The sequence below is a fragment of the Lentilactobacillus sunkii DSM 19904 genome (assembly GCF_001435575.1).
GTDB classification, from domain to species: domain Bacteria; phylum Bacillota; class Bacilli; order Lactobacillales; family Lactobacillaceae; genus Lentilactobacillus; species Lentilactobacillus sunkii.
On record NZ_AZEA01000013.1, the window covers coordinates 39,363 to 66,065 of the forward strand.

Below are 26,703 nucleotides of genomic sequence, written 5' to 3' on the forward strand. Positions count from 1 at the left end.
ATCGTCGTTATAAAAAAGAACTCGGAGCATTTCGCTTCGAGTCCTTTGATCTTACCATCTTAATTAATAGTTTCCTTGAATAACCAGCGTCTTATTAGCTGATACATAACGGCCATTAGTCAATTGATAACGCGTGGTCAAATTATGTTTAACCAGCTTCTTAACGTGAAGCCGGGTGCCCTTCTTGTAATGGGCAGTCTTGCCGGTTAAGCTGGTTGTCTTGTACGCGTTGACGCCACCTTTGGCAATCACTGTGATCTTGTTGTTCTTAGGCATTGAACGGTAATACAGATTCAGCACATAGGCCCGTCTAGCTGTGATATAGCCAGTCTTGCCATAGTTCCTCGAACCCTGGTTGGCATCACGAACTTTATATCGGAGTGTGCCGGTATTGGAACGGGCATAGCCAGTCACAATAAACATTGGGCGGTTAACCCGCTTTTGTTTGTTGTATTTGGCAACCCGATTATGCTTCGTAAAGTTTGGTGAGCTGTACATGTAGATTGACTTAACCGCATAAACTGCCGTCTTCTTTACATTGGCATATTCCGGCAGGCCGGTCTTGCCATCTGCTGGTTTGTTGGTGGTTGGATTCCAGTATGGATTGGTAGGGGTCGTTGGTGTCTGTGTTGACGTTGGGGTTGGAGTTGGTGTAACAGGGGTTACAGGAATTGGCACAAGGTGAATCGTCATCTTAGCATTGGCCTTACTACTTAAGTCATACCTGACTGGTGAGTTAGTGACCAATTGATAACCGGATGGCGCAACTGGAGTGTACGCTCCCTTTTCGCCGAGAAATCCTTTAATCGTATCAGTTTTGATAAGGGAACCATTGTTATCGTTGACGTATTCGACGGGGATGGTGGCTTCCTGGTAGTCGTAGACAACAGTGAAGGAGGTTGGAACTCCCCCACTGGCTAAGTAGGACAATGAAACCGCATTGGAACGATAGAAGGTAATTCCGTATCTCATAAAGTCAAAAAATTTTGCCAGACCATCACTCATGCTAGTAATGGTGACACCAAGTTTCTTTTGGAGATCTTTCTTACTTTCTGAATTAGTTGTTGGCACACGATTGTCTATATAAGTTTGATAGGCATCAACCGTTTGATCTTTTTCATTTACTGTAAACTTTCTTGATTTGTAGACCGGTGACAAGTCAGAATTGTCATACTGCAATACAACGTTATTTAAAGTGTCCGCAACCGGATACCCCGGAACAGTTACATTCACATTCTTAACACCAGTATTGTATGTAATGGTTTGTGCTTCCTTTAATACATTTCCTTGAGTATCGATAATGTTAATGGTTGCTTTAGCCCCAATTGGATCAACATTGGCTTGTGCATTCGAACCGCTAACCAAAAATGCCAGTAGCACAGCCCCCACGGCCAGCACCATCAAACTGAATTTATTAAGTCGTTTAATCATTCAAATCCCCCCATAATCAATGCACGATCAATTATTTAGTTTAAGCATACAAATAAGTGTTTAGGAATATTTTAACAAATTATGGCATCAAAATAAAAATTATGGTTTGTAAACGAAAAAGGACTCGCAGCAAAATGCTCCGAGTCCTTTGGTTTCACTATCTTAATAATTTCCTTGAATAACCAGCGTCTTATTAGCTGATACATAACGGCCATTAGTCAACTGATAACGAGTGGTCAAATTATGTTTAACGAGCTTCTTAACGTGAAGCCGACTGCCCTTCTTGTAGTGGGCAGTCTTACCGGTTAAGCTGGCCGTCTTGTATGAGTTGACGCCACCTTTGGCAATAACGGTGATCTTGTTGTTCTTGGGCATTGAACGGTAATATAGGTTCAATACGTAGGCACGCTTAGCAGTGATATACCCAGTCTTGCCATAGTTCTTGGTACCTTCATTGATATCACGAACTTTGAATCGCAATGCACCATTATTGGAGCGATTGTAACCGGTGATGACAAACATTGGCCGGTTAATCCGCTTCTGTTTTGGATACTTAGCAATCCGGTCATTCTTGTTAAATGTCGGTGAACTGTACATATAAATTGGCTTTACGGCATAAACGGCAGTCTTCTTCACATTTGCATATTCCGGCAGGCCGGTCTTGCCATCAGCCGGTTTGTTGGTAGTTGGATTCCAATATGGATTAGTTGGAGTTACCGGTGTTGGAGTTGGTGTCGGTGTGACTGGTGTTACAGGAATCGGCACGATGTGAATTGTCATCTTGGCATTACTCTTGCTGTTCAAGTCATAACTGACTGGTGAGCTGGTAACCAACTGATAGCCGGATGGAACAACTGGTGTGTATGTCCCCTTTTTGCCGAGGAAGCCTTTAATCGTATCCGTTTTGACAACTGCACCATTGTTGTCGTTGATGTATTCAACGGGCATTGTAGCTTCTTGGTAGTCGTAAACGACATTGATGGTCTCAGGAACACCCATAGAAGCTGCTGCAGCAAATGGGTCGCCCGGGTTGGATGCGAATGTAATTCCCAACCCGTATACTTCAACGATTTTTGCAAGTCCCTCATTAACCGTGGCCAAGCTTCCAAATTGTGCTTCAAGTGTAGCCTTAGAAAGTTCTTGGTGGTCGGATGATGACACATAGGTTTGGGTGCTGTCCAAGTTACCCGTTTTGTCATTAACCTCGTAGATACTGGTCTTGTAGTTTGGAGATAATTTGGAATTAAACAAGAAATCAACTTCATGTAATGTGGTATTTACATCATATCCAGGAATCTTTACATCCACATTCTTCAAACCAGGCTTGTATGTATTTACCTGTGGATCCCTTAACTTATTCCCTTTTGTATCAACAATATTAATGGTAGCTTCGGCTCCAGTTGGATCAACTATCCCAGATGCAGCTTGTGCATTCGAACCACCAACCAAAAATGCCAGCAGCACAGCCCCCAACGCCAACATCATCAAACTAAATTTATTTAGTCGTTTAATCATTCAAATCCCTCCCATAATCGATGCATCATTAATTCTTTAACTTAATTATACAATGAATGTTTGGGAATATTTTAACAAATTGAGAAGTAAAAATACAAATCAGGGTTTGGAATGCAAAAAAGCAGTGACAGATTAATTTTCTGTCGCTGCTTCTTCTTGTTCATTATCCATTAAGTCGTTCAATCGATACTTGGCCAATAACCAAAATAGAATTGACTGAACAGCGTCGTATTGCATCAATGTCGCCTGATTGGCGGATTTCAGTTCCAAACTGGTGGGATCCGAAATCTCCGTGCCCACCTTGGCTGCCTGTTCGTTGAACATAACCACAAAGTTGTTGTAGCCGGCTTTGGGTGAACCGGTTCCCAGCATCGTGATCAATCCTGCTTTGACTTCACTTAACGTGAAGATATTTTTAAGCAGACCAACTACAATTGAACCGGCCAGCTGAGTCCGGTAATAGCGTTTCTTAACCGGCGGCACTAAAATTTTATCTTTAAAGTAATTATGGAGCATCGTTTTGGTGACTTTATCGCCTGTGATTGGCTCCAAAACACCATTTGTCAGGTCCAACAATTGATCCAAGTGGAGAGAGAATGTCGGCAGTTCATCCCACATTGGCAATCTGACTTCAAGCTCCGTGGTCTTCTTTGGCATCCAACCACCCCTTTGTATTATTCGCGTTCGCCAACTTGGACACCAACGCCGACAAGGCCGGGACCAGTGTGAACACCCAGTGCAGGTGAAATGCTGCCGCGATAGATCTTTAATTGTGGGAAAGTTGCGTGCAGACGGTCATAAACTTTTTCTTGCAGTGGTACATCGGCACCATTGGCAACCCCGACCCTGACACTCTTATTATCTGAAATTAATTTTTCGACTAATGCCACCATTTTGGAAATGGCTTTTTGCTCAGAGCGGGCTTTGGCAACTGGGAAATAAATGCCATCTGAATCAGTGGCGATCACCGGCTTGATGTTCAATACGGAACCAATCAAACCAGCCACTCGACCAATTCGACCACCGGCACGCAAATATTTTAAACTTGGAATGTAGAAGAATGTGCGACTGTTTTTGACGGACTGTTTGAGGAATTTAATCGTTTCGTCAAAGGTTTGGCCGCAATCAATCATTTCTTCGGCGTAGACAGCAAATAGACCGCTGCCGATACCAATGTTTTTGGTATTAATTACTTCCATTTTAAAATCGCTTAATTCATTGGCCACGTTGGTAAAAATCCCAAAAGTGGTCGAAAGATGGGCCGACACGGTAATGCCGATGATGTGATCAAAGCCGCGTTTTCTCAGCTCATCAACCTTTGCTTCAACACTTCCGCGGGTGGGAGCGGCAGTCTTGGGGAATTGATCGGCCTTATCAAGACGAGCATAGAATTCTTCAGGCGTGATGTCGACGTTATCGCGATACTCCTTGCCTGCCATGGTAACAAGCATCGGGGCAACGGCGATATTATCGTATTTATTTAACAGTTCTGCAGGTACATCAGAACCGGAATCAGCTAGAATCGCAATCTTCTCAGACATTGAAAGTCTCCTTATTATTTGTACGTAGTTTTAATTACCATTTATGTAGTATTGTATACCACATATGTGGGTTGTCAATGCTATTAAAAAAGACCATGCAGAAATTGCATGATCCTCGTTGTTATTTGTGCCAACCGTATTTCCCGAACCGTTTTTCCATGTCTTCTTCGGTTAATAACTTACCTTCATCAATATCCTTGAAAGCATCTTCGATTATTTTTCGGTCATGCTGTAGTTGTTGCTCGCTTAACTCTGTCATTGTCTGGCCCCCAAAACGTTATTTATGTATCAGCATATCATGATTTTGGGAATTATTTTTTATCTTGGGATATTTTTTAAGGGTTGAAGCATTTATTTTGCTTACTGCTGCCTTCTGCCTCTGAGCTATGCTCCGACACCCCTGACCCCTGCTACACAAGTAAAAAATGTCATCGATGAACAAGAACCATTCATCAATGACATTTTTCACTTGTGCTCCGGGGTCACCCGGGGCTCGTCGCACACTTATTTATTCATAACTCAAACTCTCAATTGGATCCAATCGGGCAGCCGATGCCGCTGGCGCCAATGCTGCCAACAGCGAGATGAAGATGGCGACCACGAAACCGAAGATAATGTTTCCCGGCGTGATCTGCATAATTGAATAATTGATACCTCGTTGGGCAATGTTATTGGCGACAACCTGCAGGAGTTCTGCCAAGCCAATGGCCAAAGCTGATGAGAATAGTCCGATGAAGAAGGCTTCAGAGAAGAACAGGTTTCTGATACTGCCCTTTGATGAGCCCAATGCTCGAAGAATTCCGATTTCCTTGGTCCGTTCCGACACACTGATGTAGAGCACCACGATAATCATGATAGCAGATACCAACAGTGAAATTCCGGCAATGGTTGCCAACACGTTGACGGCCAATGTAATGTAGGTGTTCAACGTATCAACCATCCCACCAACACCGGTAATTTGGTAAGTCGCCTTCTTCTTATCATTCTTGAAGGACTTGATCTTATTTTGAACCGGCTTAACGTTCTTGACGTCACCCTTAATCACAACGGTCACAAACGTCGGCTGGATCTTGATGCCCTTTGATTTGTAAATTGATTTGATTGTGTCGTAAGTAACTGAAGTAGCTCCGGTATTTGCCTTGGCAATCCCACTGACTTTCAGTGTTTTGCTCAGCATAACCGGGTGCTTTTGTTTATTCAACGCGTTCTGGTAGAAAGTCACTTTCTTGCCAACCAATGAATAAGGATGCTTCTTGTTCAACTTCTGGGCATACTCCTTGGTCAGCATGATCTCGCCGTTCTTAGGCGCATGACCCTTGGTTATACTCTTGGTCAACATAGTCGGGTTGTATGTCTGCATAAATGAAATGGATGCATTCTTCCGGCCCATCCGAAGCTGCGTCCCGCCTTGAACAAAGTAACCGTCTTGAACGTGCTTCACATTCTTGATGTCCTTCAATCGGTTTTGATCTTTGGTTTTCATGACGATCTTGCTTGGATCTTGGCTGGAATCCGACACGTTTTGAGTGACCTGAACAGCATTCGGGTTAACCTGCGAATAAATTTCGTGGTTAATATACCCCTGAACACCATTACCAAGTCCCAGCATAACAATCACACTGAAGATTCCGATAGCGGCCCCAAAGACGATCAGCAGATTCCGTTTCAAGTTATAGCGCATGTTCTCCAGCGCCATCTTCAAAGTTGCCCCGAATCTCAGGGTATGGGTTGAAAGCTCATTGGCCTGGGATTTTTCATAACCCTGCTTGATGGATTTGTCCTCACTGATTTTTCCGTCAGCCAGACGAACAATCCGGGTACCGTGATTAGCCACCGTTTCGGAGTGGGTAACCGTAATGACCAGCTTGCCGTCTTTGGCGATTTCATCCAGTAATGCCAAAATTTCCTGAGTATTTTGGCTGTCCAATGCACCGGTTGGTTCATCGGCAATAATAATTTCCGGATCAGATGCCAAAGCTCTGGCAATAGCCACCCGCTGCTTTTGACCACCAGACAACTGGTTGGGATATTTGCGCATATGATCTTTTAAGCCGACCTGCTCAAGCAATTGGCGGGCGCGGGCTTCCTGCTGCTTATGGCTCAGCTTGGTCATCTGCAGGGAAACCATAACGTTGTTAAAGACGGTCAGGTGACTGATCAGATCGAAGTTTTGAAAAATAAAGCCAATGGTTTGGCGCCGGTATGCGTCCAACTGCTTGGCGGTATCGTGGCGAAGCGACTTGCCGTTTAGGACAACGTCTCCGGAATAATTACTGTCCAACCCACCAATGATATTCATCAAAGTGGTCTTTCCACCGCCGGATTCACCGACGATTGAGACAAATTCGCCCTGGTCAAATGACAGGTCGATACCGGTCAAGACTGGGAATTCTTCATTTTCGAGATAATAGGATTTTTTAATATTATGCAGCTCTAAGTAGCTCATGTGGTCCTCCATTCGTGATGCTTTGCGATTAGCATATTGGTTAAGTTTAACGCAGTTTGGTGGGTTTGGGTACTATCGAATTTGAATTTTGACAATTCAAAAAGCCCCGATCATTGGGTTGACCAGAGCTTCATATTTTAAATCGTATTCGCTGGCCGGCTTAAAACCTGCGGACAGACACGCGATTATTTTATTGTTTAGCACCAAACAATGTGTCAATCAATTGTTCACGTTTCAAGATGGTTGGTGTTCCAAAGGCTTTCAATGTCAAGTCGGCCAATGTTGAAACCAGGTAATCGACAACTGGTTGAGCAAAGCTGTCACGCAGGTTCTTGTCGCCATCAATTGTCTTTTGAATGTCATCAGTACTGGTGAAGCTGCCGGGAACTTGATAAACGCCGGCAATTTTTGCGGTGAAGTAGCTCTTAGCTAATTCATCATCATACAATTTAAATGTTGAAACCACTTGAACAACTGACATCGTTGACTTGTCGTCAAGGTTGTTAGGTAATGCCAATTGAGTTTCCGCATTGATTTGAGGACCCTTTTGTGGGTTAAAGTTCGTACGATCAAAGTTCAAGCCATCCAAACGAACAGCCATTAACTGCCAATTATTATTTTCTGCCAATTTATTTACCACCTTATGTTTGTTCGAATATGCTACATATTTATCGTATCACACTCAGGATTACATTTATATGGATTATGGACATTTACATTCGAAACTGTAAGCGCTATATTAATGACAAACATTATTTTACTAAAATTTTCAAAAAGGAGAATTCAACTTTGAATAATCAACCAACAAACGGCGGCTATCTGTTCGTTTTCTTCACTGGAACCGAAGACAGTCCCGAAGCAGAACAACTGTACTTTGCCCTTAGTAAGGATGGCCTTCACTGGACTGACATCAATCACGATCAGCCAGTCCTCACCTCAACCATTGGTGAAAAAGGTGTCCGGGATCCCTTTATCATTAGAAAGCAGAATGGCACTGGCTTTGCAATCATGGCCACAGAGCTGTCGATTTATCATCGTGGTGGCTGGCATAACACCGATGCGACCACCACCGGCTCACAAGATTTGATCTTCTGGGATTCCAGGGATCTGATTGATTGGTCCGATCCCCGGGCGGTCCAGATGGTCGATCAGCATACCGGCTGTGTCTGGGCACCTGAAGCCGTTTATGATCCGGATACCGAAAAATATTTTGTCTTCTGGTCATCCCCAAACAAAGAAACCCATGAAATGGAAATCTGGTCGGCCTATACTGAAGACTTCATTCACTTTGAAGACGCCAAAACATATGCGAAATACCCCGGTCATGAATTGATTGACATGACCATGGTTCAGGACGGCGATCAATTTGTCCGGGCATCTCGTGATGGCACAATTCCAATCGAAAAGTCGGCTTCCCTTGCCGGACCATGGGAAAAGGTGACGGCCCTTCAGGATTTGGGTTTGGGGATTCATGGCGATACTGTTGAAGGCCCGGAAATTGTCTGGCTGGCTGATGCACACAAATGGTGTGTCTACGTTGACCAATTTGATAACGGCCGTGGCTATCTGCCGATTTTAACCGGTGACTTAACCAGTGCCAACCCAGATGACTGGGAGGTAGCCCCTGATTACGACTTCGGCACGCTCAAGAAACGGCACGGCTCGATCATGGCTTTAACCCTGGCCGAATACACTGCCCTTCAGGCTCGATATTAATTCAATTAGAAATCTCCGTTGATTTGTCATATTATAGATAAGAAGATTTTAAAATAATGCAATGGAGTTAGACGATGACAATTAATGAAATGCTCACCAAAATTGAATCATATCAAGAGAAATTGAACCTGGCCGACGATTACCTGTTCAACATTGTCGAGTTGGACCCTGAAGAAATCAAGGCATACCGTGATAAGACGGCGCCAAAAAGTATGTATGAAGGAACGCTGACCCAAATTCAACGTCTGTACCTGTTGAGCTTGTCCCCAACGGAACTTCTCGAACGAATCAGTGGAATCCAGAGGCAAGCAGAACTATCCGATGAACAGGTCATTGCGGCAAGTGGTCTCGAGCCTGATTTGTTGGCTGACTTCAAAGACGGTCGGCTACCAACAATGAATTATGTGACAGCATTAAATGCCCTGCAAAGTCAATATTCCAAATAACAAAACCATCACAACTGTTGGAGAATCGAATTCCCAACTGATTGTGATGGTTTTTAGTATGCACGATTTTATTTTTTAGCGAACGAAACAGCTTCGATAATCGCCGACAAATCCTTATTAATCTTTTTGGTAACATCCGAAATCAAATGATACTGGTCTGATTTCATGACTTCCTTCAGCCGTAATTCAACGGTTTGAGCTTCTTCTTTAGGAAAGATTTGGTGGATCAAGCCGGAGTTGACCAGCAGGATGGCCAACATCGAGTTTTTCTCTGAAGGCTCTTTTTTAGCCGTTGCATCATTGTAGAGTTGCGTCAAAATCCGATCCGTCACCGTTTGATTATCATAATAGGTTTTGTGATCTTCCTCTAAGTATCCAGCTTTTACCAAATCATCGCAGGCTGCCTGAGCAATTTTGGTCACTTTGTGTCGGCGAATCGACAGCACTGTGTCTCGAACGTAATTGCTGACGGACTGTGGCTGACTTCCCTTGATGTCCTCAGTAATCGGTGTGAGATAATCATTTGGCGATTTGGTAACCGGGGCGATGACCATCCGATTGGCCGGTGTCAGCTCCATCGCCCCATCCCTCAGCAATTCGACAATTTCAGATACCAACAAGCACGCGGCCACTTTCCGATCTTTAAACGCACTTACCTTTGGCTTTTGATTCAATACGCATAACACAAATTCCTGTGTATAAGTTAACCCATCCATGATCAATACCCCCTTGAATTCGAGTTCCGTTACCTCAAAAATAGCCCATCTGAAAACGCTTAGCAAGAAATATGTCCTTTAAGTATTTGTACATGGGGAATAGATGATACTATACTGAAAACATAGAAATATTAGGAGGCAATTATTTTGATTTGGGTAAACATTCATTTAATTTCATGGCTTTTATTAATTGTGACAGTCCTCTTGTCATTCGCCCTCAAAGACAAACTGGCAACGATCTTTATGATGATCACCAGAGTCCTGTACATCCCCATCCTGGCATCCGGCTTCATGCTGGCACTGTTCCGAGTCCCACGAGACCCGGTACTGGGCAGCTTGAAGGTCATCTTGGGATTGGCAGTCATCGCATTATTGGAAATCGGCTTTGCGAGAAAGAACCGCAATAACCTGTCAGCCAATATCTTGTGGACACTGGGCATTGTGTTCGTGGCAACCAGTCTGCTGGGGTTGGTATTGGCGGGATGGTATTTCTTTTAGGAGAGTGTGACGAGGGCTGGGTGGCACGGTTTCTAAGGGTACTTTGATTGAAGTTCCCGGTCTTGGAACTTTAATTAAAGTACCCTTAGAAGTTAGCGCCAGGCCCGTCGAAACACGTTTACGCTAGATAACAGTCGAGCAACCACAAACTAAAACAAATATCGAAATCATAAAAAAGGCTTCGGGAAAATAAATTTCCGAAGCCATTTGTTATTTTCAAATTTTCAACAAGTCATCAGTTCTTTTGCTTGTGCGCAATAATTGCCACATAACCGCCCTTATTATAACCAGAAATCGTCTCTTCAACCGCTTGATCCGTATAGACTGGATTGGCCAGCAACGTTTGGTAGTACGACACATCAACAAACCCCAAGTCTTGAGTCAATACTTTTGCCTTCTCTTGAGTGGTGTGCCAATTCGATAATTTTAAGAATTCTTCCGGATATGGAACCGTTGGTAATACCCCGGATAATTGCTGATTCTGGTAGCCGCCAAGTGCATCTGCCAGCATATACAGCATCCCATAGGCACTTTCTTTGGGTACGTCCAACAAGATCAATCGGCCACCAGGTTTCAGTGCCCTTGCAATATTTCCATAGGCAAATTTCAAATCGACAATGTAACTTGAGCTGCCATTAAAATAAATTGTGTCGTACGTGTCAGCTGGTAGCTCGGCAGTTTCTGCAGTTGCAATTCTGACCTGCATCCCCCGCTTTTCGGCAATTGCTGCCATATCTTTGGAAGGCTCCACACCTTCACGGACATCAATGTTGGTCTGCTGGCGAAGAGCCTGCTCGAACAAACCACTACCACTACCGATGGATAAAGTTCTGCCAGGATTATCGCCCAAGCTTGTCTTCAATAAATCCAACTCACTCAAAAATACCTTCTCATTGGCAACGAACCACTCATCGTAGTCCTGGGCATAACCGTCAAACAATGCTTCTTTCATCACAAAAAACCACCTTATAAGTTTTTTGCTAGTAATCCTTATTCAATTAAAGCTTCCCTACGCGAGTATTGACTCACAGGTTCAAAGGGTTTGGTCTCAGCTACTGAATTAGCACCCCTAGCTTGTTCATAGTACCATATCTGACGACATAAGTGGCAATGCCAGTGAAGATCTCAGAACGAAAAACGAGGCAAAAGTGTAGCATGCCGTGTTGATTTATCACTTAATTGTTATATACTCATTGTTTATTGATAATATGATGCTATAATTAAGTAAGTAAGTATCTCCTTTGCACAGCATGTGCAGAGCATATTTGCTAAAAATACTTTCATGGAGACCGTTTATGAAGCAAATCCTAAAATTCCTCGCAACCGGATTGACCGTTTTAGTGATGTCTGGAGTTGGCCTGTTGGCAGACACGACACCTGCAAGTGCTGAATCGCAGCTGAATATTATCAATCCATACGTCAAAAAGGGCAGATCACACCACATTCAAAGGTTCCACAGTACTCCATCTGTGCCGGTTAAAGAACGTACTGCCGACCAATCAACTCGATCACAGCCACAGCAGGCTCAGACAGCACTTCCCACACCTGCCAAATACCGTTGGCCAACCACGACCATTACATACCATATCAACCAGACTTCGGATTATTATCAGAATATTTGGCAACAGGCAGTTACTGCATGGAACAATACCCAGCAGGTCAACCTTGTGGCCACTAGTGATCCTCATCCAGATATCACCCTTCAAGTCGGCACGACTGATAATTTGAACAATGCCGGCTTGACCTTTGTCTCATATTTTCCAACCATCGTTAATGGGCTACACATTCTGGGCCCAACCACGGCTAATATCTATTCGAACAACTTTAACATTTATAAATACACCACGACAGAACGCATCCACGTTGCCGAGCACGAACTTGGACATGCACTTGGGTTGGGACATTCCGCCGATCCAAACAGTGTCATGTATCCCAGCGTCTGTGATAATAACATTTCTGCCGGCGACATTGTCGGCTTGGCTCAAGCATATCAATAATTAACAAGAAAAATCCGCGAACAATTTAATTGCTCGCGGATTTTTGTATCCATTTAGACTATTTAACAGTCTTCATAAATTTCGAGTTAGCAGTAATGTATCCACCTGCTACTTGATATCGCATCGCGCCATGCTTGGTAACGCTGTTGGCGTGTGAGAAATCAACTCGGTAAACTTTAAAGACTTTGCCCTTCTTAAAGTGCTTATTCTTATGAGTCAAGTTGACTGTCTTGTATCGGTTAACAGCTTTCTTGGCTTTCACATACTTAGGGAAGTGGGTCTTGCCCATCCGGATCAACTTCCGATTCCCAGTGATGTAATGGCCGTTGGTCAAAACGTATCTAGTCGTTAGATTATGATGAACAAACTTCTTTACTCTGAGCACTTGTCCCTGCTTGAAGTTACGAACCTTCTTGGTCAAGTTGGCTCTCTTGTACTCGTTGACACCGCGTGGATTGATCACGGTAATCGTCTTGTGCTTACTCTGATAATAGACTGGTCGGATGTAAGCCCAGCGTGCCGTGATGTACCCGGTCTTGTGACGATTCTTGGTCAAATGGTTGACGTCTCGAACTTTGTAGCGAAGCGCACCGTTTGTCGAACGGGCATACCCGGTTACCACAAACATTGGTCGGTAAACCCTTGGTTTGGAAACATAAGCTGCTTTACGCTGTGACTTCTTGAAGGTTGGCTTCTGATAGAGGTAAACCTTCTTCAAAGCGTATACAGCTTCGTTAATACTTGCAGCATAGTTTGGTAATTGCGGTGTAGGAGTTGGTGTCGGTGTTGGGTTAGGCGTTGGTGTGGGAGTTGGAGTCGGTGTTGGGTTAGGCTTAGGTTTTGGATTTGGTGTTGGTGGAATAGGTGTAATTGACTTATCATACTTGAAAATGATTGTCAGTGGTTTGCCTAAAGCAAAGATTCCTGCTGGTTCACCAACAGTGGCTGATAACGTGTAACCTTCCCCAAGAATCTTCTGACTGGCTTTCTTAACGTCATCAATTGTATTGACATCGTATCGGTATCCACTAATTCCGCTGAATGAAACGTCTGGATTAAGCGAATTTCCATTCAGATCCTGGAACTTAACAACTCCTTTGACTGTGGCATCATCAGGCTTGGCCTTATACCATAATTTCAACACGTTGTTGTTGGCAGTCCGACTAACCTTGATGGAATGATCATTGCTATCCACCGGAATGTAATGGTCGATTGGAAAATCAGCAGCATTTTTAGTGAATGTTGACCCAATCTTTTGGTCGGCAAATTCCTTAGCATTAGTAATCTGATGTTCCGTGCCATCTTGATCTTTAGTCCAGAACTGCAAACTTACAGGAACGTAAGGTTGCTTGGCGTGAACAGCAGCAGGCTTTGATTCCAGCAAATTGACATCATTGCCACTGGTTCTGACAAGGAACGTGTTAATTCCCGTGGCAGTCTTGGCTAGCGGACTATCTTTTGCGATGTTTGGAACAAGGGATGGATAAGTGAAGTTGATGGTTTGATTAGTCTGCAACACCGTTCCAGGCTTTGAAGTAATTCGAATCATCGTGACCTTGCTCCAGTCAGATTCAGTTGGTTCAAATTTAGCTTTATAGTTATTCAATAACGTTTTATCCGGCTTGTCGATTGAATAAGAAATCGAGTAGCCGTCTGAATCTACCGTGATTGGGCCCGTCAAGTGTATCTGCATGTTAGAACCCCGATTACCGGTTATCTTTTGATCCCCAGGATATGGCAGGATTCCAACAACATCCAAATACGAGTACGGTGTTAGCCCGTCGTTAGACATGGTATCCACATATTGTAATTTATCACCAACAAAAGCATTGTCACCAGTGTCGGCAACCGGCTGACTCCACTCATTGGTTTCAGGATTAAAGACTTTGACTTTGTTAATATTAACTAACTTACGATCCGGCAAATAAGTAAAGTTTGCCGAGTCGGAAATGACCTTATCCTTATTATCAGTTGATGAATAAATTCCATACGTATCAGGGACACGCTTTGCATTTTCATTAACTTGGAAATCAGTCTTATTGCCAACTTTTCCATTATTGTTGGTAAACACAAAGAATGACTCAATCTTGTACGGCCCTGAGGTCATTGATCCATCATCGATTAACGGCAACTGATAATAGATTCCGGCACCATTTGTCTCAAAGGCACTCGGGTTGGATATTTCACCAATTACCGCAGTCTTCCCAGAACCAGCATAGTTCTTTTCAACTTTAATATTCTTCAAGTTGCTAACCTGCGAAGCATCTTCCGTATCGTAAGTCAGACCATCCGGAACGATGAAGACAACTTTTCCGTCTTTGGGTTGGAGCTTGTCATTGCTATTGTTCCAAGCATGAACACCCATTTTAGCAATCAGCGGTTGGCCGCCAAGCATGCCGACTTTACCATCCTGATCTTGGTGTCCTGATAGTCCCAATCCATTACCATCTAGATATGTGGTGTCAAAGCCAATAGTTGGCATATCCATGTTTAATATGACATACCCACTTGAACTTATCGAAGAATCATAGTTTGAAGTCTGCGTCTTTGCAAATTCTGTAGATATCTCATTGTAATAATATTGTTGCGTTGCCGTGCTCTTCTTAAAGGCATTAATTGTATCATCAGTCATGTGACCGGTAATTTGTAACTGCAAGTTCTTCAATTCAGACAGTCCGAAATCGATTGGCGAATCAAAAGTCACTTTAATGCTTTTATAGTTTCGTTCGGGATACTTCAGCGGTGTTCCAAACTTAACAGTCCCAAGATTTTCAGTCGTCCCATCCATGTGTGTTCCAACGACCTTGTTTTTGTTGAGCAATGCTTGTTTACTGGAAGTGATACCTGAACTATCCGTGAATGAAATTTGATTGGTCAGGTAATCAAAGTTTGGCTTGTCATCAATACTACTCAACGATACTGAGTTAACCGGCTGGCCGTTATAATCAGAACCATAGTAGTAAGACAATGGCTTAATTGTTGAAGTGATTGGAGTTGAAGAATTGATCCGATTGACATCGGTTGTTGAACCAATATCTTTAAAACTCATCGACTTGCTGGGATATGCATAAAAGTAATCCGGTGTCGGCGTGTATTTATTAAGTTGTAAATAATAACTGTTTGTTGTGACAGCACCATTTGGACCTGTCGTTGAGGTTGGAAGATTAATCTCAGTTCCATTTTTATAACCTTTTGGAACAGTCAATGTAAAACTTCCTAGGGATCGACTAGTCTGATAATTTGAAGCAGAGGTTGTATCAAGTGTCATCTTTTGAGTGAGTGTATTTTTACTTGAATCATATGTCCAGTTTCCGCTTCCATTTGCGGGCACCTTATAATTGGCCGGAAGTTGAACAGTTACAGTGTAATCTCCCGGTTCAGTTTCTCTGGAATAGAAAAGACTAGAGAGGGTAGAATAGTAAAAGCCGGAACCGTCAACTGAAATATCAGTTGGGGCTTTCAATGCGTCGTTTGTGTCCCATTGCTGGGCATCGATGCTTTTTTTGACTCCAGGCCCTGAAGCAGTCGGATTATCAGTTTTGGTATGAACTGCAAACTGGTCTGTCTTGAACACTAAGTCATTCTTACTGTCATAGTACTCGCTCGGAACTTTATAGTCTTTATTATTGTGAATTTTACCAGGCTTTAAAGTGGCGATAAGTGGGATTCCAATGTGAGCCCCACTGGGAACGGTGTTCAAATCTAAATTGACAACCCAGTCAGTATCGGTTTCAGTTACGTGAGCTGGCTTTGACAAGAAGTTACTGGTCGAAATGTCATTGTCAGTTATTTGGCGAAACACATCTTTGCTCAAATAAATTTTTACATGACCATTCACATAATCCTGACCAGTACCCTGAGCTTCAATCAAAGCAAGCATATTAACCGTGTCGCCAGGATAAAAGTTATTCTGATTGTTTGGATCATTATAAATAGCTGGATCCAACTCAACGGTACTATTTTTAAGAATCACCCCGGATTGGCTCACGCCAGAACCAGGATTTGAAGTTGGATCATTTGGAATTGCCTTATCCCAATTATTGGTCGCGTTCGACAACGTGTTTTGAATTGCCGGAAGCGTCGGTGATCCGTTAACTGTCTGAGCACCTGCATTTGGTGACCCAGACAAAAAGACAACCGAAAGAAGAATTGCGATGAACGCAAAAATTGACTTCTTCAAGTTGCGCAAAAAGACACTGTATTTCATAATTTATTCCCCCTTAGAACAAATGTGTTATTGATGTTTCCCTGATGGCTTATCTTGAAATAGTTAATGTATACACTATATATGCGACATTTAGCGCTTACATACCCCGGACTATTTCACACAGCTAATCTAACAAATTAGTTATCTTTGCGTCAAGGTATTAAAAGTAAGTAAGTAATGAAATCCATTACTAATCAAGCATTTAGAGGCAATAAAAAAATTCAAACTCATCGATCGAGTTTGAATTTTTCTTTAATTATTTGATTGTTTTTACGAATGTTGCATTAGCGGTAATGTATCCACCAGCTACTTGATAACGCATTGCACCGTGTTTGGTAACGCTGTTGGCGTGTGAGAAATCAACTTTGTAGACTTTGAATACATGTCCTTTCTTGTAATGCTTGTTCTTATGAGTCAGGTTAACTGTCTTGTAACGGTTGAAAGCCTTTTTGGCTTTTACATATTTAGGGAAACTTGCTTTGCCCATCTTAACCAACTTACGGTTACCCGTAATGTAGTGTCTATTCGTTAAAAGATAACGGGTGGTTAGGTTATGATGAACAAACTTCTTAACTTTGAGCACTCTACCCTGCTTGAAATTTTGAACTTTCCCAGTCAGGTTAACATTCTTGTACTCATTGACACCGCGCGGATTAATCACTGTCAGAGTGGTGTGTTTGCTTTGATAGTAAACAGGACGGATATGGGACCAACGTGCAGTAACGTAACCTGTCTTATGACGGTTCTTAGTCAAATGGTTGACGTCACGAACCTTGTAACGAAGAGCACCATTGGCTGAGCGGGCATATCCGGTAACCACAAACATTGGGCGGTAAACCCGTGGTTTCGATACATAAGCAGCCTTACGCTGAGATTTGTTGAAAGTTGGTTTCTGGTACAGGTAAACCTTCTTCAAAGCGTATACGGCTTCATTTTTCTTTGCCACATAATCCGGCTCATCTGGCCCGGGAGCTGGCTGTGGTGTTGGGGTTGGCGTTGGATTTGGTCTTGGATCGGGATTTGGCGTTGGCTTCGGATCTGGTTTCGGTGTTGGCGGTGTCGGTGGAGTTGGTGGAACCGGTGGGGTTGGTTTGTCAAATTTGTAAATGACCGTCACCGGTTTGCCAACCGCAAAGATCCCAGTTGGCTGACCTTCAGTTGAAGATAACTTATATCCTTCTCCAAGGATTTTCTTGGTAGCTTGTTTCACGCTGTCCATCGTGGTGATATCGTAACGATAGCCACTGATACCGCTGAATGGGATATCCTTCTCCAGTGTCTTACCTGATAAATCTTGGAACTTAACGACACCTTTGACTGTCGCATCATCAGGATTTGCTTTGTACCACAGCTTAAGCACGTTATTATTGGCAACCCGGCTGACTTTCACAGAATGATCCTGACTATCTGCCGGTGAGTAATGAAGAATTGGGAAATCAGCTGCGTTCTTGGTAAATGTGGAACCAATCTTTTGATCGGCAAAGCTCTTGGCATCCGCAATCTGATGCTCAGTCCCGTCTTGATCCTTGGTCCAGAATTGAAGATTTACCGGAACATAAGGCTGTTTTGCCAATACTGATGCTGGCGTAGATTCCAACAAGTTGACATCGTGATCACTGGTACGAACGATGAAGGTGCTGATTCCCTGCGCCTTGTTTGCAATCGCATCATCTTTGGCAACGTTTGGAACCAGGGATGGATAAGTGAAGTGAATGGATTGTTCAGTATTCAACACCGTTCCATCTTTGGAGCTGATTCGAATCATTGTCACCTTGCTCCAGTCGGTTTCGGTTGCATCAAATTTCGCCTCGTAATTCTTGAGGAGGTCGTTATCAGGTTTGGCAGTTGAATATGAAACCGTGTAGCCATCCGTGTCAACCTGGATTGGCCCTGTCAAATGCATTTGGACATTTGAGCCACGGGCACCATTGATCTTCTGGTCACCAGGGTGCGGTAGAATTCCAATCACATCCAAGTAAGTGTATGGTGACAGCCCATCATTGGCCATTGTGTCGACGAATTCGAGCTTATCACCGATAAAGGCATTATCGCCAGTATCTTTGACTGGCTGACTCCATTCCCCGGTTTCAGAGTCAAAAACTTTTACTTTGTTTGTACTGATCAATTTTCGATCCGGTAGGTAGGTGAAATCTTCGGAGTCTGATACTACCTTAGTTTTATTATTCGTTGATGTGTACAGGCCATAAGTATCAGCCACCAGCCCAGAATTGTCGGCAACCTGAAAATCAGTCTTATTGCCGGGTTTACCATTATTGTTGGTAAAAACAAAGAACGATTGAATATTGTAAGAACCGGAAATCATTGAGCCGTCGTCAATCAATGGGACTTGATAGTAAATAAGTCTGCTTGAAGTTTCAAATTCGGCTGCATTGTTAATATCACCAACTACGGCAGTCTTCCCCGAACCTGCATAGTTTTGGTACACTTTAATATTTGTTAGGTTCTGAACGTCTGCAGTATTGGATTTGTCGAAAGATACCCCATCAGGAACGATGAAGACCACTTTGCCATCTTTAGGATGGAGTTTATCATTGTTATTGTTAGAAGCCCGAATACTCATACTGGCACGTAGCGGTTTGCCACCAAGCATTTGAGCATCCCCATCCTGATCATTTTGGCCAAATAGAGTCAAACCGCTAAGCTGAATCGTCGGCAAATCTTTGGTCAGGTATGCATAGGCATACGCACTGACTGCCCCTCCAAAAGCAGAATCCTCCGTCTTGGAAAACTGTGCGATTACCCCGTTAGCGTATGATTGATATGAATCATTTGAAGCTTTAAATGCATTAATTACAGCATCCGTCATATGACCATTAATCTGGAGCTTAATACTCTCCGCCTCAGCTTTACTCAAGTTAATTAGGGAATCAAAATTCACTTTGATACTCGTATAGTACCGGTCAGAATACTTCAGCGGTGTTCCAAATTTCACCGTACCCAGTTCTTCTGTCTTTGTGGAACCATTGTTGGTATACGTGCCGACGACTTTGTTCTTATTCAGTTCCCCTTGTTTGGCAGCCGACAGATTTGAACTGTCGAGGAATGAAATTTGGTTGGTTAAATATTCAAACCTTGGCCGATCTTCGATACTACTTAGTGATAGTGTGTCAATTAATTGACCATCATTATCGCCGGGATGGAATTTACTTATCGGTGTCAAAACCGAATTTAGGGGCGTCGAAGAAGTGACTGCACTCACATCTACGCTCGCACCGGCATCCGTGAAACTGATGTTTTTGGATCCATAAATAGACATATAATCTGGGGCAACAGTCGTTTTACCCAGCTTTAAATAATAGTTATTTGAGTTAACATCTCCCATTGGCCCTTTAGTTGTGACCGGAAGATTGACTGTAGTGCCAACTTTATAACCGGATGGAACCGTCAGGGTAAAACTTCCTAATGTCCTGTTTGATAAGTCATTTGTTGTTGAGCCTGTATAGATCGCTACTTTTTGCGTAACAGTGTTTTCAGCTGCATTATATGTCCAATTGCCAACACCGGCGGCAGGAACTTTATAACCTGTCGGAAGATTAACCGTCACTGTATAATCGCCGGGTTCGGTCTGGTTTGAGTAATATATATTGGATGGGGATTTGTTGTATGAATATAAGCCTGATCCATCAACAGAAACATCTGTTGCCTCCTTCAAGCTATTATTTGAATCCCATTTATTCATATCCAAATCTTTTGAGACTCCTGGACCATAAGGAGTCGGGGCATTAGTTTTGGTATGAACCGTAAAGGTGTCTGTTTTCAACAGTAAAGCATCTCTACTATCATAATATTCACTTGGCACTTTGTAGTCCTTGTTGTTATGAATTCTACCCGGTTTTAGAGTGGTGAGGAAAGGGATTCCAATGTGAGCACCACTTGGAACCGTTGTCAGACTCAAATTGATAATCCAGTCATCCGGGGTTTCAGACACTGTGGCTGGAGACGACAAGAATTGGCTGGATGATACATCATTGCCCTTTACTTGTTCGAAGATATCCTTGCTCAAATAAATTTTGACATGACCATTGATATAATCCTGCCCAGTTCCCTGAGCCTCAATCAATGCCATCATATTAACCGTTTTGCCAGGATAAAAATTGTTCTGAGTCGCCGGGTCACTATAGATTGCCGGGTCAAGTTGAACCGTGCTGTTGGTCAAATTAACCGTGGAATCCTTCAAAGTGGGCTCGGTGGGTAAAAGTGTCTCAACAAGGATTCCCTGATTTTGGCTGTGGCCAGCTTGTACCAAGCCATTCTCAATGGCGGGAATCGCAGCGGTCTTACCGAGTTCTTGTGCATTTACAGTCGACATTGCCGTTAGAAAAAGAACTGAAAGAAAGGTCACAATAAAGCCAAAGATCACTTTCTGAAAGTTGCATATAGAGGCTCTAAATTTCATTGTTAATTCCCCCTCTAGAACCATATCGTTATGAAAGCTCACCATCTTCTTACGGTATCGGAATTAATATAACCGTTGTGCGGCATGCCGTTTAGCGCTTACATTTAGCCCTTACCTTACAGGCATAACTTAACAGATAAGTTATCAATCAGTCAACTGATTTGACCTATTAATTTGAGAACGTTATCGCATCAATGAATACAAAAAAGCAACTCCATCATCTGACGGAGTTGCTTACTATTTAAATTTCAATTAGTTGGATCCTACTGTTAATCCACGATATTTTGAGGCTTGCCATCCACATAAGCTTTCAAATTATCAACCGCAATGCTCATCAGCCGTTCTCGAATCTCAGTCGCAGCCCAGGCAATGTGCGGCGTTAGAAATGCATTTTTGGCGTGCAACAATGGATTATTGGCCACAATTGGTTCCTCTGAGACAACATCGGCACCCAGCGCATAAATCTTTCCGGAGTTCAATGCATCTGTCACATCTTGCTCGTTTAGTAAGCCACCACGGGCAGTGTTGATCAGAATGACGCCATCCTTCATCTTGGAAATGGACTGGCTATTGATCATGTCGCCCGTTTCGGAAGTTTGAGGGGTGTGTAAGCTGATCACATCAGACATCGCATATAGTTCTTCCAAGGTGACCTGTTTAGCCCAATCCTGATCTGTAATTTTTGGATGGTGATTGTAAAAGACAACCTTCATGCCGAATGCGTGGGCAACTTGAGAGACTGCTTGGCCAATTCGACCAAACCCAATGATGCCAAGCGTTTTTCCGGTTAAAGATATTAATGGTGTCTTCCAGAAAGTAAAATCTTTGGCAGAAGTCCACTCTCCTTGGTGAACGGCCCTGTTGTGAAGGCCGACTTGATTGGTAATTTCGAGTAATAAAGCAAATGTGTGTTGAGCGACCGTATCGGTGCCATAACTTGGAATGTTGGTGACAATCACATTGTTGGCTTTGGCCGCATCAATATCGACCACATTATACCCAGTTGCCAGAACCCCAATATACTTGAGATTAGGTGCCCCTTCGATCACTGCTTTATCCAAAGCAGTCTTGTTTGTTAGAACGATTTCTGCATCGCCAATTCTGTCTAAAATCGTTGAATCATCGTCACTCGTGCGTTCATAGTTTGTAAAGTCACCAAATTGCTTAAAACCATCCCAGCTCAAATCACCGGGATTTAGTGCATAACCGTCCAAATCGACAATTTTCATCAGCCAACCTCCGTCAATAATTTATTTACATAATACCCCAATTGACTTTGTAATTCAGCGTCCAGGCTTTAATTTTATCATCCCTCATACAAGCAAAAAAGTTGAGACAAAATTTTCATTTCGTCTCAACTTTTTCAATTTAGTGAATCCAATTATTCAAATAAAACGTTCTTTATTAGTTCAAAGGTTCAGTTGATTGCATCAACTCAGGTGGCCACAATACCATCAAGTAGCCGTAACCATCTTGGTCAAATGCCAAGCTTTCGAACTCACGGCCTGAATCAAATGCTTGATAATGGATATCGTCTGCTGAGAAGTTTCCACTTTGAATACCTGATGTAGGTACTGAAGTCAAAATATCATCAGAAACGAAGTACAAACGGTTATTGGCAGGGTTGACTGCAACCCCTTGGTTAGTTGAACCGCCACGTTTGCCGACCATTGATGATGAAGCCTGGAAGCTGACACCATTTTGATCAAGACGTCCGTAGAAGAACATGTAACCGCCGTTTAACTTACGGCCCCAATATGCGTTACCATCCTTATCAAATGCCAATGTATGCAATTGAAGGTTGGCGCTATCGCCATGATACATCTTGAAGTTGTATTCACGAATTGGCTTCAAAGTGTTTGGATCCATTTCAAGAACTGTGTTGTTGTCATCACGTGATGCAAGGTCAGACAAAGTATTATCTTCAGCTAAGTAGATATGCTTGTTCTGAGGGTTGTATGACAATGTTTGTCCGTGACCAATATCAACTTCTGGTGATAATTGGGCAGTTTGGGCAATATCAACATATTTGAACATGTCAGGATTTTGAGCCTTGGCATCGTCAATTTGTCCTTGATAAGTATCAATCTGTGATTGAATACCGCTGATCTTAGTGTTGTACTTGGCAATCTTAGCCTTGTGCATCTGGTAAGACTTCATCCAGCGAGCCATCTTGGAGGTTGCTGTCTTCACAGTCTTCTTGGCTTTAGCACGAGTATTGTACGAGTACTTGTATGACTTGGAAATCTTTTGATACTTGGCTTTCTTAGTCTTCCAGCTGTAATACCACTTTTGTGCATTCTTCATGTAGTTGTTCTGGTTATTCTGCCAGGACTTGTTCTGGTTCAAAGTGGTCGTCAAAGTCTGAACTTTATCAAATGCACCCTGTAATTGAGCGTTGATTTGATTGTATTCATCGTTATGAGCCTGCCCATCTGTGGTGTATGGGTTAAAGTAATCAAATGCCCGCCATAACAGTAAAACATCAGAGCCGACACCTAATTGCTGGAGCTTGGCCATGTTGAACTTAACGATGGCACCTTGGTTAGTATTCGTTCCGTTGGATTCGATAAAGTAGATATTACCGTCACCATCGAGTGTGACACTTTGGAAGTTACCATGTTGGAAGTTGGAAACGTTAAAACCATCTGGTAGGAAAAACTTGGTCTTAAACGTGTTGGATTGTGAACTGCCGGCAATTGTGTTGTATGAATTACCGTAGTTGTATCCAGTTGGATCCAATGAATATTTCTTATACTTTTTACTTACGTTCCCCTGTGGCGTCGAGTTATTGACTACATTGAGAGCATTCTCGTTGTAATCTTTAAGTACGTTTCCAGAATTAACTTGCGGAATTGACCCTGCAGTACCAGGATTAGTAATCACATCCGCATTGGCACTCGGTGCAGCGATACCGAAAATTCCGGCTGATGCAAACAAGAACGCTGCCGCGAGAGCTAATTTAAAATGTCCTTTCATTCAATCTCACCCCAATTAAATTTTTACAGATTTGAAAATGTGTTCATACTCTATTAAAACGGCTTTTGCCAAAAATCACAAGTTTTATGCATGGATTTCACGCAAACCTAATAATTGTAACTTGCAGGTAATCTTCGAGTAACAGGCAATATTGTACATATTTGATACCCAATATTTACACTTAATTTACATTGTCGCGGTACCCTTAAGGTGTTGATAAATATGACTTATTCCGAGGAGCGGGTAATCATGAAAAAGTCTACAATTACGATTATTTTGACGTTAATCTTTGTGGGAACCATCGGAATTTCAGGAATCGTGTCCCACCATCGAAATGATGCTTCGGCGTCGAATCCAAGCGAAGTTTCCAAATCATTTCGAGGAGCCTGGTATGGTAATAAGGCCGATATTTATTTCGGCAAGCATAGTGTCAGCTATCATTCAGATCAGACCTTTTATGAACGGTCGGGCAATTACTTTGTCTTCGGCCCCACTTCGACTAAAAGCTGGAAAGCATTCGGAACCCCAAACACCAGTGATGTCAGTCTGGCAAGGGTAGCAAACATCAACGTGGCGGGATTCACCCAACCGGTACTGGAAACATACAAGGGAAAGGCAAATGCCTCGGCCCCGTACAAGGTTTACTATTACACCAGAAACAATACCGATGTCATGAAGACGATGACTGGTGAGGTTAATAGCCTGCCTAAGGCGAATGTGGAGGGGTTTAACTTGGATTAGAGTGTGAGCCAAGCCGTCTAGCTTCTGAGCATTTATTTAATAACGAGTTTCAATGCGGGTTTTGCATTGGGACTCGTTATTGGATAAAGCGGAGGAAGCTGGCTTGGGGAACACGTTTCGGCTAGGTAGCATTAAAACCACCACAAAGTAAATAATAATTTAACAACCAAATATCAAAAAAGGTTGGAACAAGATTTCATTTTCGTTCCAACCCTTATTTTGTGTTTCGATAATTAACATCTTTACTTTTACATATCCAAAACGTGTTCCGACGGGCCTGACGCTAACTTCTAAGTCAAAATTGATTTAAATCCAAACCCGGGATTTTAATCAATTCCGCCTTAGAAACCGCGTCACCCAGCCCTTGGCACACTCTAATCCTTAAACGTCTCATTAATCACCTTAACGGTCCGAAAAATATCATCACTCTGGGCAATCATCGAAATAACCGACACACCGGCTGCGCCAGTCTTAGGCAGCTCCTTGATATTTTGTTCGGTAATGCCGCCAATCGCGACAATTGGCAGCTTGCTGGCTTTGACTAATTCGGCCAAGCCATCAACACCGATTACCGGGTCGGCATCTGCTTTGGAGCCAGTTGGGAAGACTGGTCCACTGCCCAGATAACTAATTCCGTGGATATGGCTGGCCACGTTAATCTGTTCTTTGGTATCACAGGAAAGGCCAACAAACATGTCGTTGCCCACCTGTTCTATCACTTTGGCAACCCGCTCGTCTTTTTGCCCCACGTGGATACCGTCCGCTTTGGTTTTGATAGCAAGCTCAACGTCATCATCCACAATGAATGGGATTTCGTAATCACTGCACATTTCTCGCAGATCAGCCGCCATTACATTTCTGGCTGATCCGGATAATGAACCGGGGCCCTTTTCACGGTACTGGAAAGCTGTAATTCCCGCTTCCATTGCCTGTTTGGCAACCTCTTGCAGTGTCTTTGTTTTATCTTTGATATCCTGGGTGCCGGCAATAAAATATGCGCGGAGCATCCCCGTCTCAAACTTCATGCCCATGTTATTCACCGTCCCCGTCATAAATGGCCCAGTGGTTCAGAGGACCATGGCCGTGGCCAACTTGAATGCCATCGGCAATGGTTGCCTGAACGTACTTTTTACCAATCCGAATGGCAGTCTCAACGTCAGCACCCTTGGCAATTTCAGCGGTAATACATGACGAAAGCGTGTCGCCGGTTCCGTGAGTCCGAACAGTATCAATTCTAGGTGAACTAACCCAGAACGATTTGCCGTCTTCAAGGAGAATGAAATCAGAAGATTCCTTTGATTCAGTCTGGTGGCCGCCTTTGATCAAGACATTCTTTACACCCATATCCTGAAGCTTCTTGGCAGCATCAATGACTTGATCCTTGTCTTCAATCTTCATCCCGGTCAACTCTTCAGCTTCCGGCAAGTTTGGTGTCAAAATATCGGCTAACGGCAACAACTCCTCGCGTACCGTCTTGATGGCGTCTTCAGAAAGCAGCCGGGCGCCACCCTTTGCGACCATGACAGGATCAACCGTCAGTGTTCCCAAATCATACTTCTTAAGATTTTCAACAACGGCTTCAACCGTTGCAACATCGGCCAGCATCCCCGTCTTGCAGGCACGGATCTTTAAATCGGATGCCACTGATGCAAATTGTTCATCGATCAGTTTCTTAGGAATTGGCATAAAATCCTGAACGCCAATCGTATTTTGAGCAGTGACAGCAACAATTACTGCAGCTGAGAAAACGTGGCGCATCTGCATGGTTTTGATGTCGGCCATAACTCCGGCACCGCCACCGCTGTCTGTACCGGCGATTGTTAAAGTTTGAATTGTTTCGTTAGCCATTGTTTTTGTTCCTCCAATGTTTTTGTGGTTTTACTGTTTGGTTTTATTTTGTGGTTGTTTTCATTTTACTTTGCGAAAACGTGTTCCGACGACCCAGATGCTAACTTCTAAGCCAAAATTGATTTAAATCCAAAACCGGGATTTTAATCAATTCTGCCTTAGAAACCGCATCTACCGGGTCTCGTCACACTGTTATGAAGTGACC

General features: G+C 43.1%; 20 protein-coding genes and 1 riboswitch. Of the genes, 5 read left to right on the forward strand and 15 right to left on the reverse strand.

Annotation, left to right across the window (positions count from 1 at the left end):
• Window positions 1-63: 63 nt before the first annotated feature.
• From FD17_RS13545 to FD17_RS08455, 7 genes are all read right to left on the reverse strand, one after another.
• The gene (locus tag FD17_RS13545; protein WP_057825569.1) at window positions 64-1,431 is read right to left on the reverse strand and encodes a DUF5776 domain-containing protein; all 1,368 of its coding nucleotides are present in this window, start codon (window positions 1,429-1,431) and stop codon (window positions 64-66) included.
• 162 nt (window positions 1,432-1,593) lie between these two features.
• Window positions 1,594-2,946 carry a DUF5776 domain-containing protein gene (locus FD17_RS13570; RefSeq protein ID WP_420864821.1) on the reverse strand — a complete coding sequence of 451 codons (1,353 nt, stop codon included), beginning with the start codon at window positions 2,944-2,946 and terminating at the stop codon, window positions 1,594-1,596.
• 132 nt (window positions 2,947-3,078) lie between these two features.
• Window positions 3,079-3,603: a DUF1836 domain-containing protein gene (locus FD17_RS08440; protein WP_057825571.1), complete on the reverse strand. Its 525-nt coding sequence runs from the start codon at window positions 3,601-3,603 to the stop codon at window positions 3,079-3,081.
• A gap of 17 nt (window positions 3,604-3,620) precedes the next feature.
• Complete coding sequence (locus FD17_RS08445) at window positions 3,621-4,487, reverse strand: DegV family protein (RefSeq protein WP_057825573.1); 867 nt, start codon at window positions 4,485-4,487, stop codon at window positions 3,621-3,623.
• Between the two features lie 121 nt (window positions 4,488-4,608).
• Window positions 4,609-4,746 (reverse strand): toxin-antitoxin system, antitoxin component, AbrB family protein, encoded by a 138-nt coding sequence (locus tag FD17_RS13075; RefSeq protein WP_082617180.1) that lies wholly within the window; start codon window positions 4,744-4,746, stop codon window positions 4,609-4,611.
• 249 nt (window positions 4,747-4,995) lie between these two features.
• The gene (locus FD17_RS08450) at window positions 4,996-6,933 is read right to left on the reverse strand and encodes an ABC transporter ATP-binding protein/permease (protein WP_057825575.1); all 1,938 of its coding nucleotides are present in this window, start codon (window positions 6,931-6,933) and stop codon (window positions 4,996-4,998) included.
• Window positions 6,934-7,123: 190 nt separating this feature from the next.
• Window positions 7,124-7,561 (reverse strand): hypothetical protein, encoded by a 438-nt coding sequence (locus FD17_RS08455; RefSeq protein WP_057825577.1) that lies wholly within the window; start codon window positions 7,559-7,561, stop codon window positions 7,124-7,126.
• Window positions 7,562-7,722: 161 nt separating this feature from the next.
• Between FD17_RS08455 and FD17_RS08460 the strand changes: the two genes are divergently transcribed.
• Both FD17_RS08460 and FD17_RS08465 read left to right on the forward strand, forming a co-directional pair.
• On the forward strand, window positions 7,723-8,649 hold the full coding sequence (locus FD17_RS08460; RefSeq protein WP_057825578.1) for a glycoside hydrolase family 43 protein: 927 nt from the start codon (window positions 7,723-7,725) through the stop codon (window positions 8,647-8,649).
• 74 nt (window positions 8,650-8,723) lie between these two features.
• Window positions 8,724-9,095, forward strand: coding sequence for a hypothetical protein (locus FD17_RS08465; RefSeq protein ID WP_057825580.1), 372 nt, complete (start codon window positions 8,724-8,726; stop codon window positions 9,093-9,095).
• Window positions 9,096-9,163: 68 nt separating this feature from the next.
• On the opposite strand, the gene FD17_RS08470 is transcribed toward FD17_RS08465, so the two are convergent.
• Window positions 9,164-9,811: a GPP34 family phosphoprotein gene (locus FD17_RS08470; RefSeq protein WP_057825581.1), complete on the reverse strand. Its 648-nt coding sequence runs from the start codon at window positions 9,809-9,811 to the stop codon at window positions 9,164-9,166.
• 147 nt (window positions 9,812-9,958) lie between these two features.
• Between FD17_RS08470 and FD17_RS08475 the strand changes: the two genes are divergently transcribed.
• The gene (locus tag FD17_RS08475) at window positions 9,959-10,309 is read left to right on the forward strand and encodes a YisL family protein (RefSeq protein WP_057825583.1); all 351 of its coding nucleotides are present in this window, start codon (window positions 9,959-9,961) and stop codon (window positions 10,307-10,309) included.
• 235 nt (window positions 10,310-10,544) lie between these two features.
• On the opposite strand, the gene FD17_RS08480 is transcribed toward FD17_RS08475, so the two are convergent.
• Window positions 10,545-11,261: a class I SAM-dependent DNA methyltransferase gene (locus FD17_RS08480; RefSeq protein ID WP_057825585.1), complete on the reverse strand. Its 717-nt coding sequence runs from the start codon at window positions 11,259-11,261 to the stop codon at window positions 10,545-10,547.
• Between the two features lie 37 nt (window positions 11,262-11,298).
• A riboswitch (TPP riboswitch) is annotated at window positions 11,299-11,390 on the reverse strand.
• Window positions 11,391-11,604: 214 nt separating this feature from the next.
• On the opposite strand from FD17_RS08480, the gene FD17_RS08485 reads away from it, so the two are divergent.
• The gene (locus FD17_RS08485) at window positions 11,605-12,306 is read left to right on the forward strand and encodes a matrixin family metalloprotease (RefSeq protein ID WP_057825587.1); all 702 of its coding nucleotides are present in this window, start codon (window positions 11,605-11,607) and stop codon (window positions 12,304-12,306) included.
• Between the two features lie 58 nt (window positions 12,307-12,364).
• On the opposite strand, the gene FD17_RS13440 is transcribed toward FD17_RS08485, so the two are convergent.
• The 4 genes from FD17_RS13440 to FD17_RS08505 form a co-directional block, all read right to left on the reverse strand.
• Window positions 12,365-16,513: a DUF5776 domain-containing protein gene (locus FD17_RS13440; RefSeq protein ID WP_057825589.1), complete on the reverse strand. Its 4,149-nt coding sequence runs from the start codon at window positions 16,511-16,513 to the stop codon at window positions 12,365-12,367.
• Window positions 16,514-16,769: 256 nt separating this feature from the next.
• Complete coding sequence (locus FD17_RS08495; RefSeq protein ID WP_057825590.1) at window positions 16,770-20,930, reverse strand: DUF5776 domain-containing protein; 4,161 nt, start codon at window positions 20,928-20,930, stop codon at window positions 16,770-16,772.
• Window positions 20,931-21,199: 269 nt separating this feature from the next.
• Complete coding sequence (locus tag FD17_RS08500; protein ID WP_057825592.1) at window positions 21,200-22,159, reverse strand: D-2-hydroxyacid dehydrogenase; 960 nt, start codon at window positions 22,157-22,159, stop codon at window positions 21,200-21,202.
• 175 nt (window positions 22,160-22,334) lie between these two features.
• Entirely contained in the window at window positions 22,335-23,909 is a 1,575-nt protein-coding gene (locus FD17_RS08505) for a hypothetical protein (RefSeq protein ID WP_057825594.1), read from the reverse strand.
• Between the two features lie 249 nt (window positions 23,910-24,158).
• Here FD17_RS08505 and FD17_RS08510 point away from each other — a divergent pair, with 249 nt between their 5' ends.
• Window positions 24,159-24,650: a hypothetical protein gene (locus FD17_RS08510; protein WP_191983133.1), complete on the forward strand. Its 492-nt coding sequence runs from the start codon at window positions 24,159-24,161 to the stop codon at window positions 24,648-24,650.
• A 374-nt stretch (window positions 24,651-25,024) separates the two neighbouring features.
• Here FD17_RS08510 and thiE read toward each other — a convergent pair whose 3' ends face one another.
• Together thiE and thiD are read right to left on the reverse strand one after the other, a co-directional pair.
• Window positions 25,025-25,681 carry a thiamine phosphate synthase gene (gene thiE, locus FD17_RS08515; protein ID WP_057825598.1) on the reverse strand — a complete coding sequence of 219 codons (657 nt, stop codon included), beginning with the start codon at window positions 25,679-25,681 and terminating at the stop codon, window positions 25,025-25,027.
• A gap of 1 nt (window position 25,682) precedes the next feature.
• Entirely contained in the window at window positions 25,683-26,498 is an 816-nt protein-coding gene (gene thiD, locus FD17_RS08520) for a bifunctional hydroxymethylpyrimidine kinase/phosphomethylpyrimidine kinase (RefSeq protein ID WP_057825601.1), read from the reverse strand.
• Window positions 26,499-26,703 lie beyond the last annotated feature (205 nt).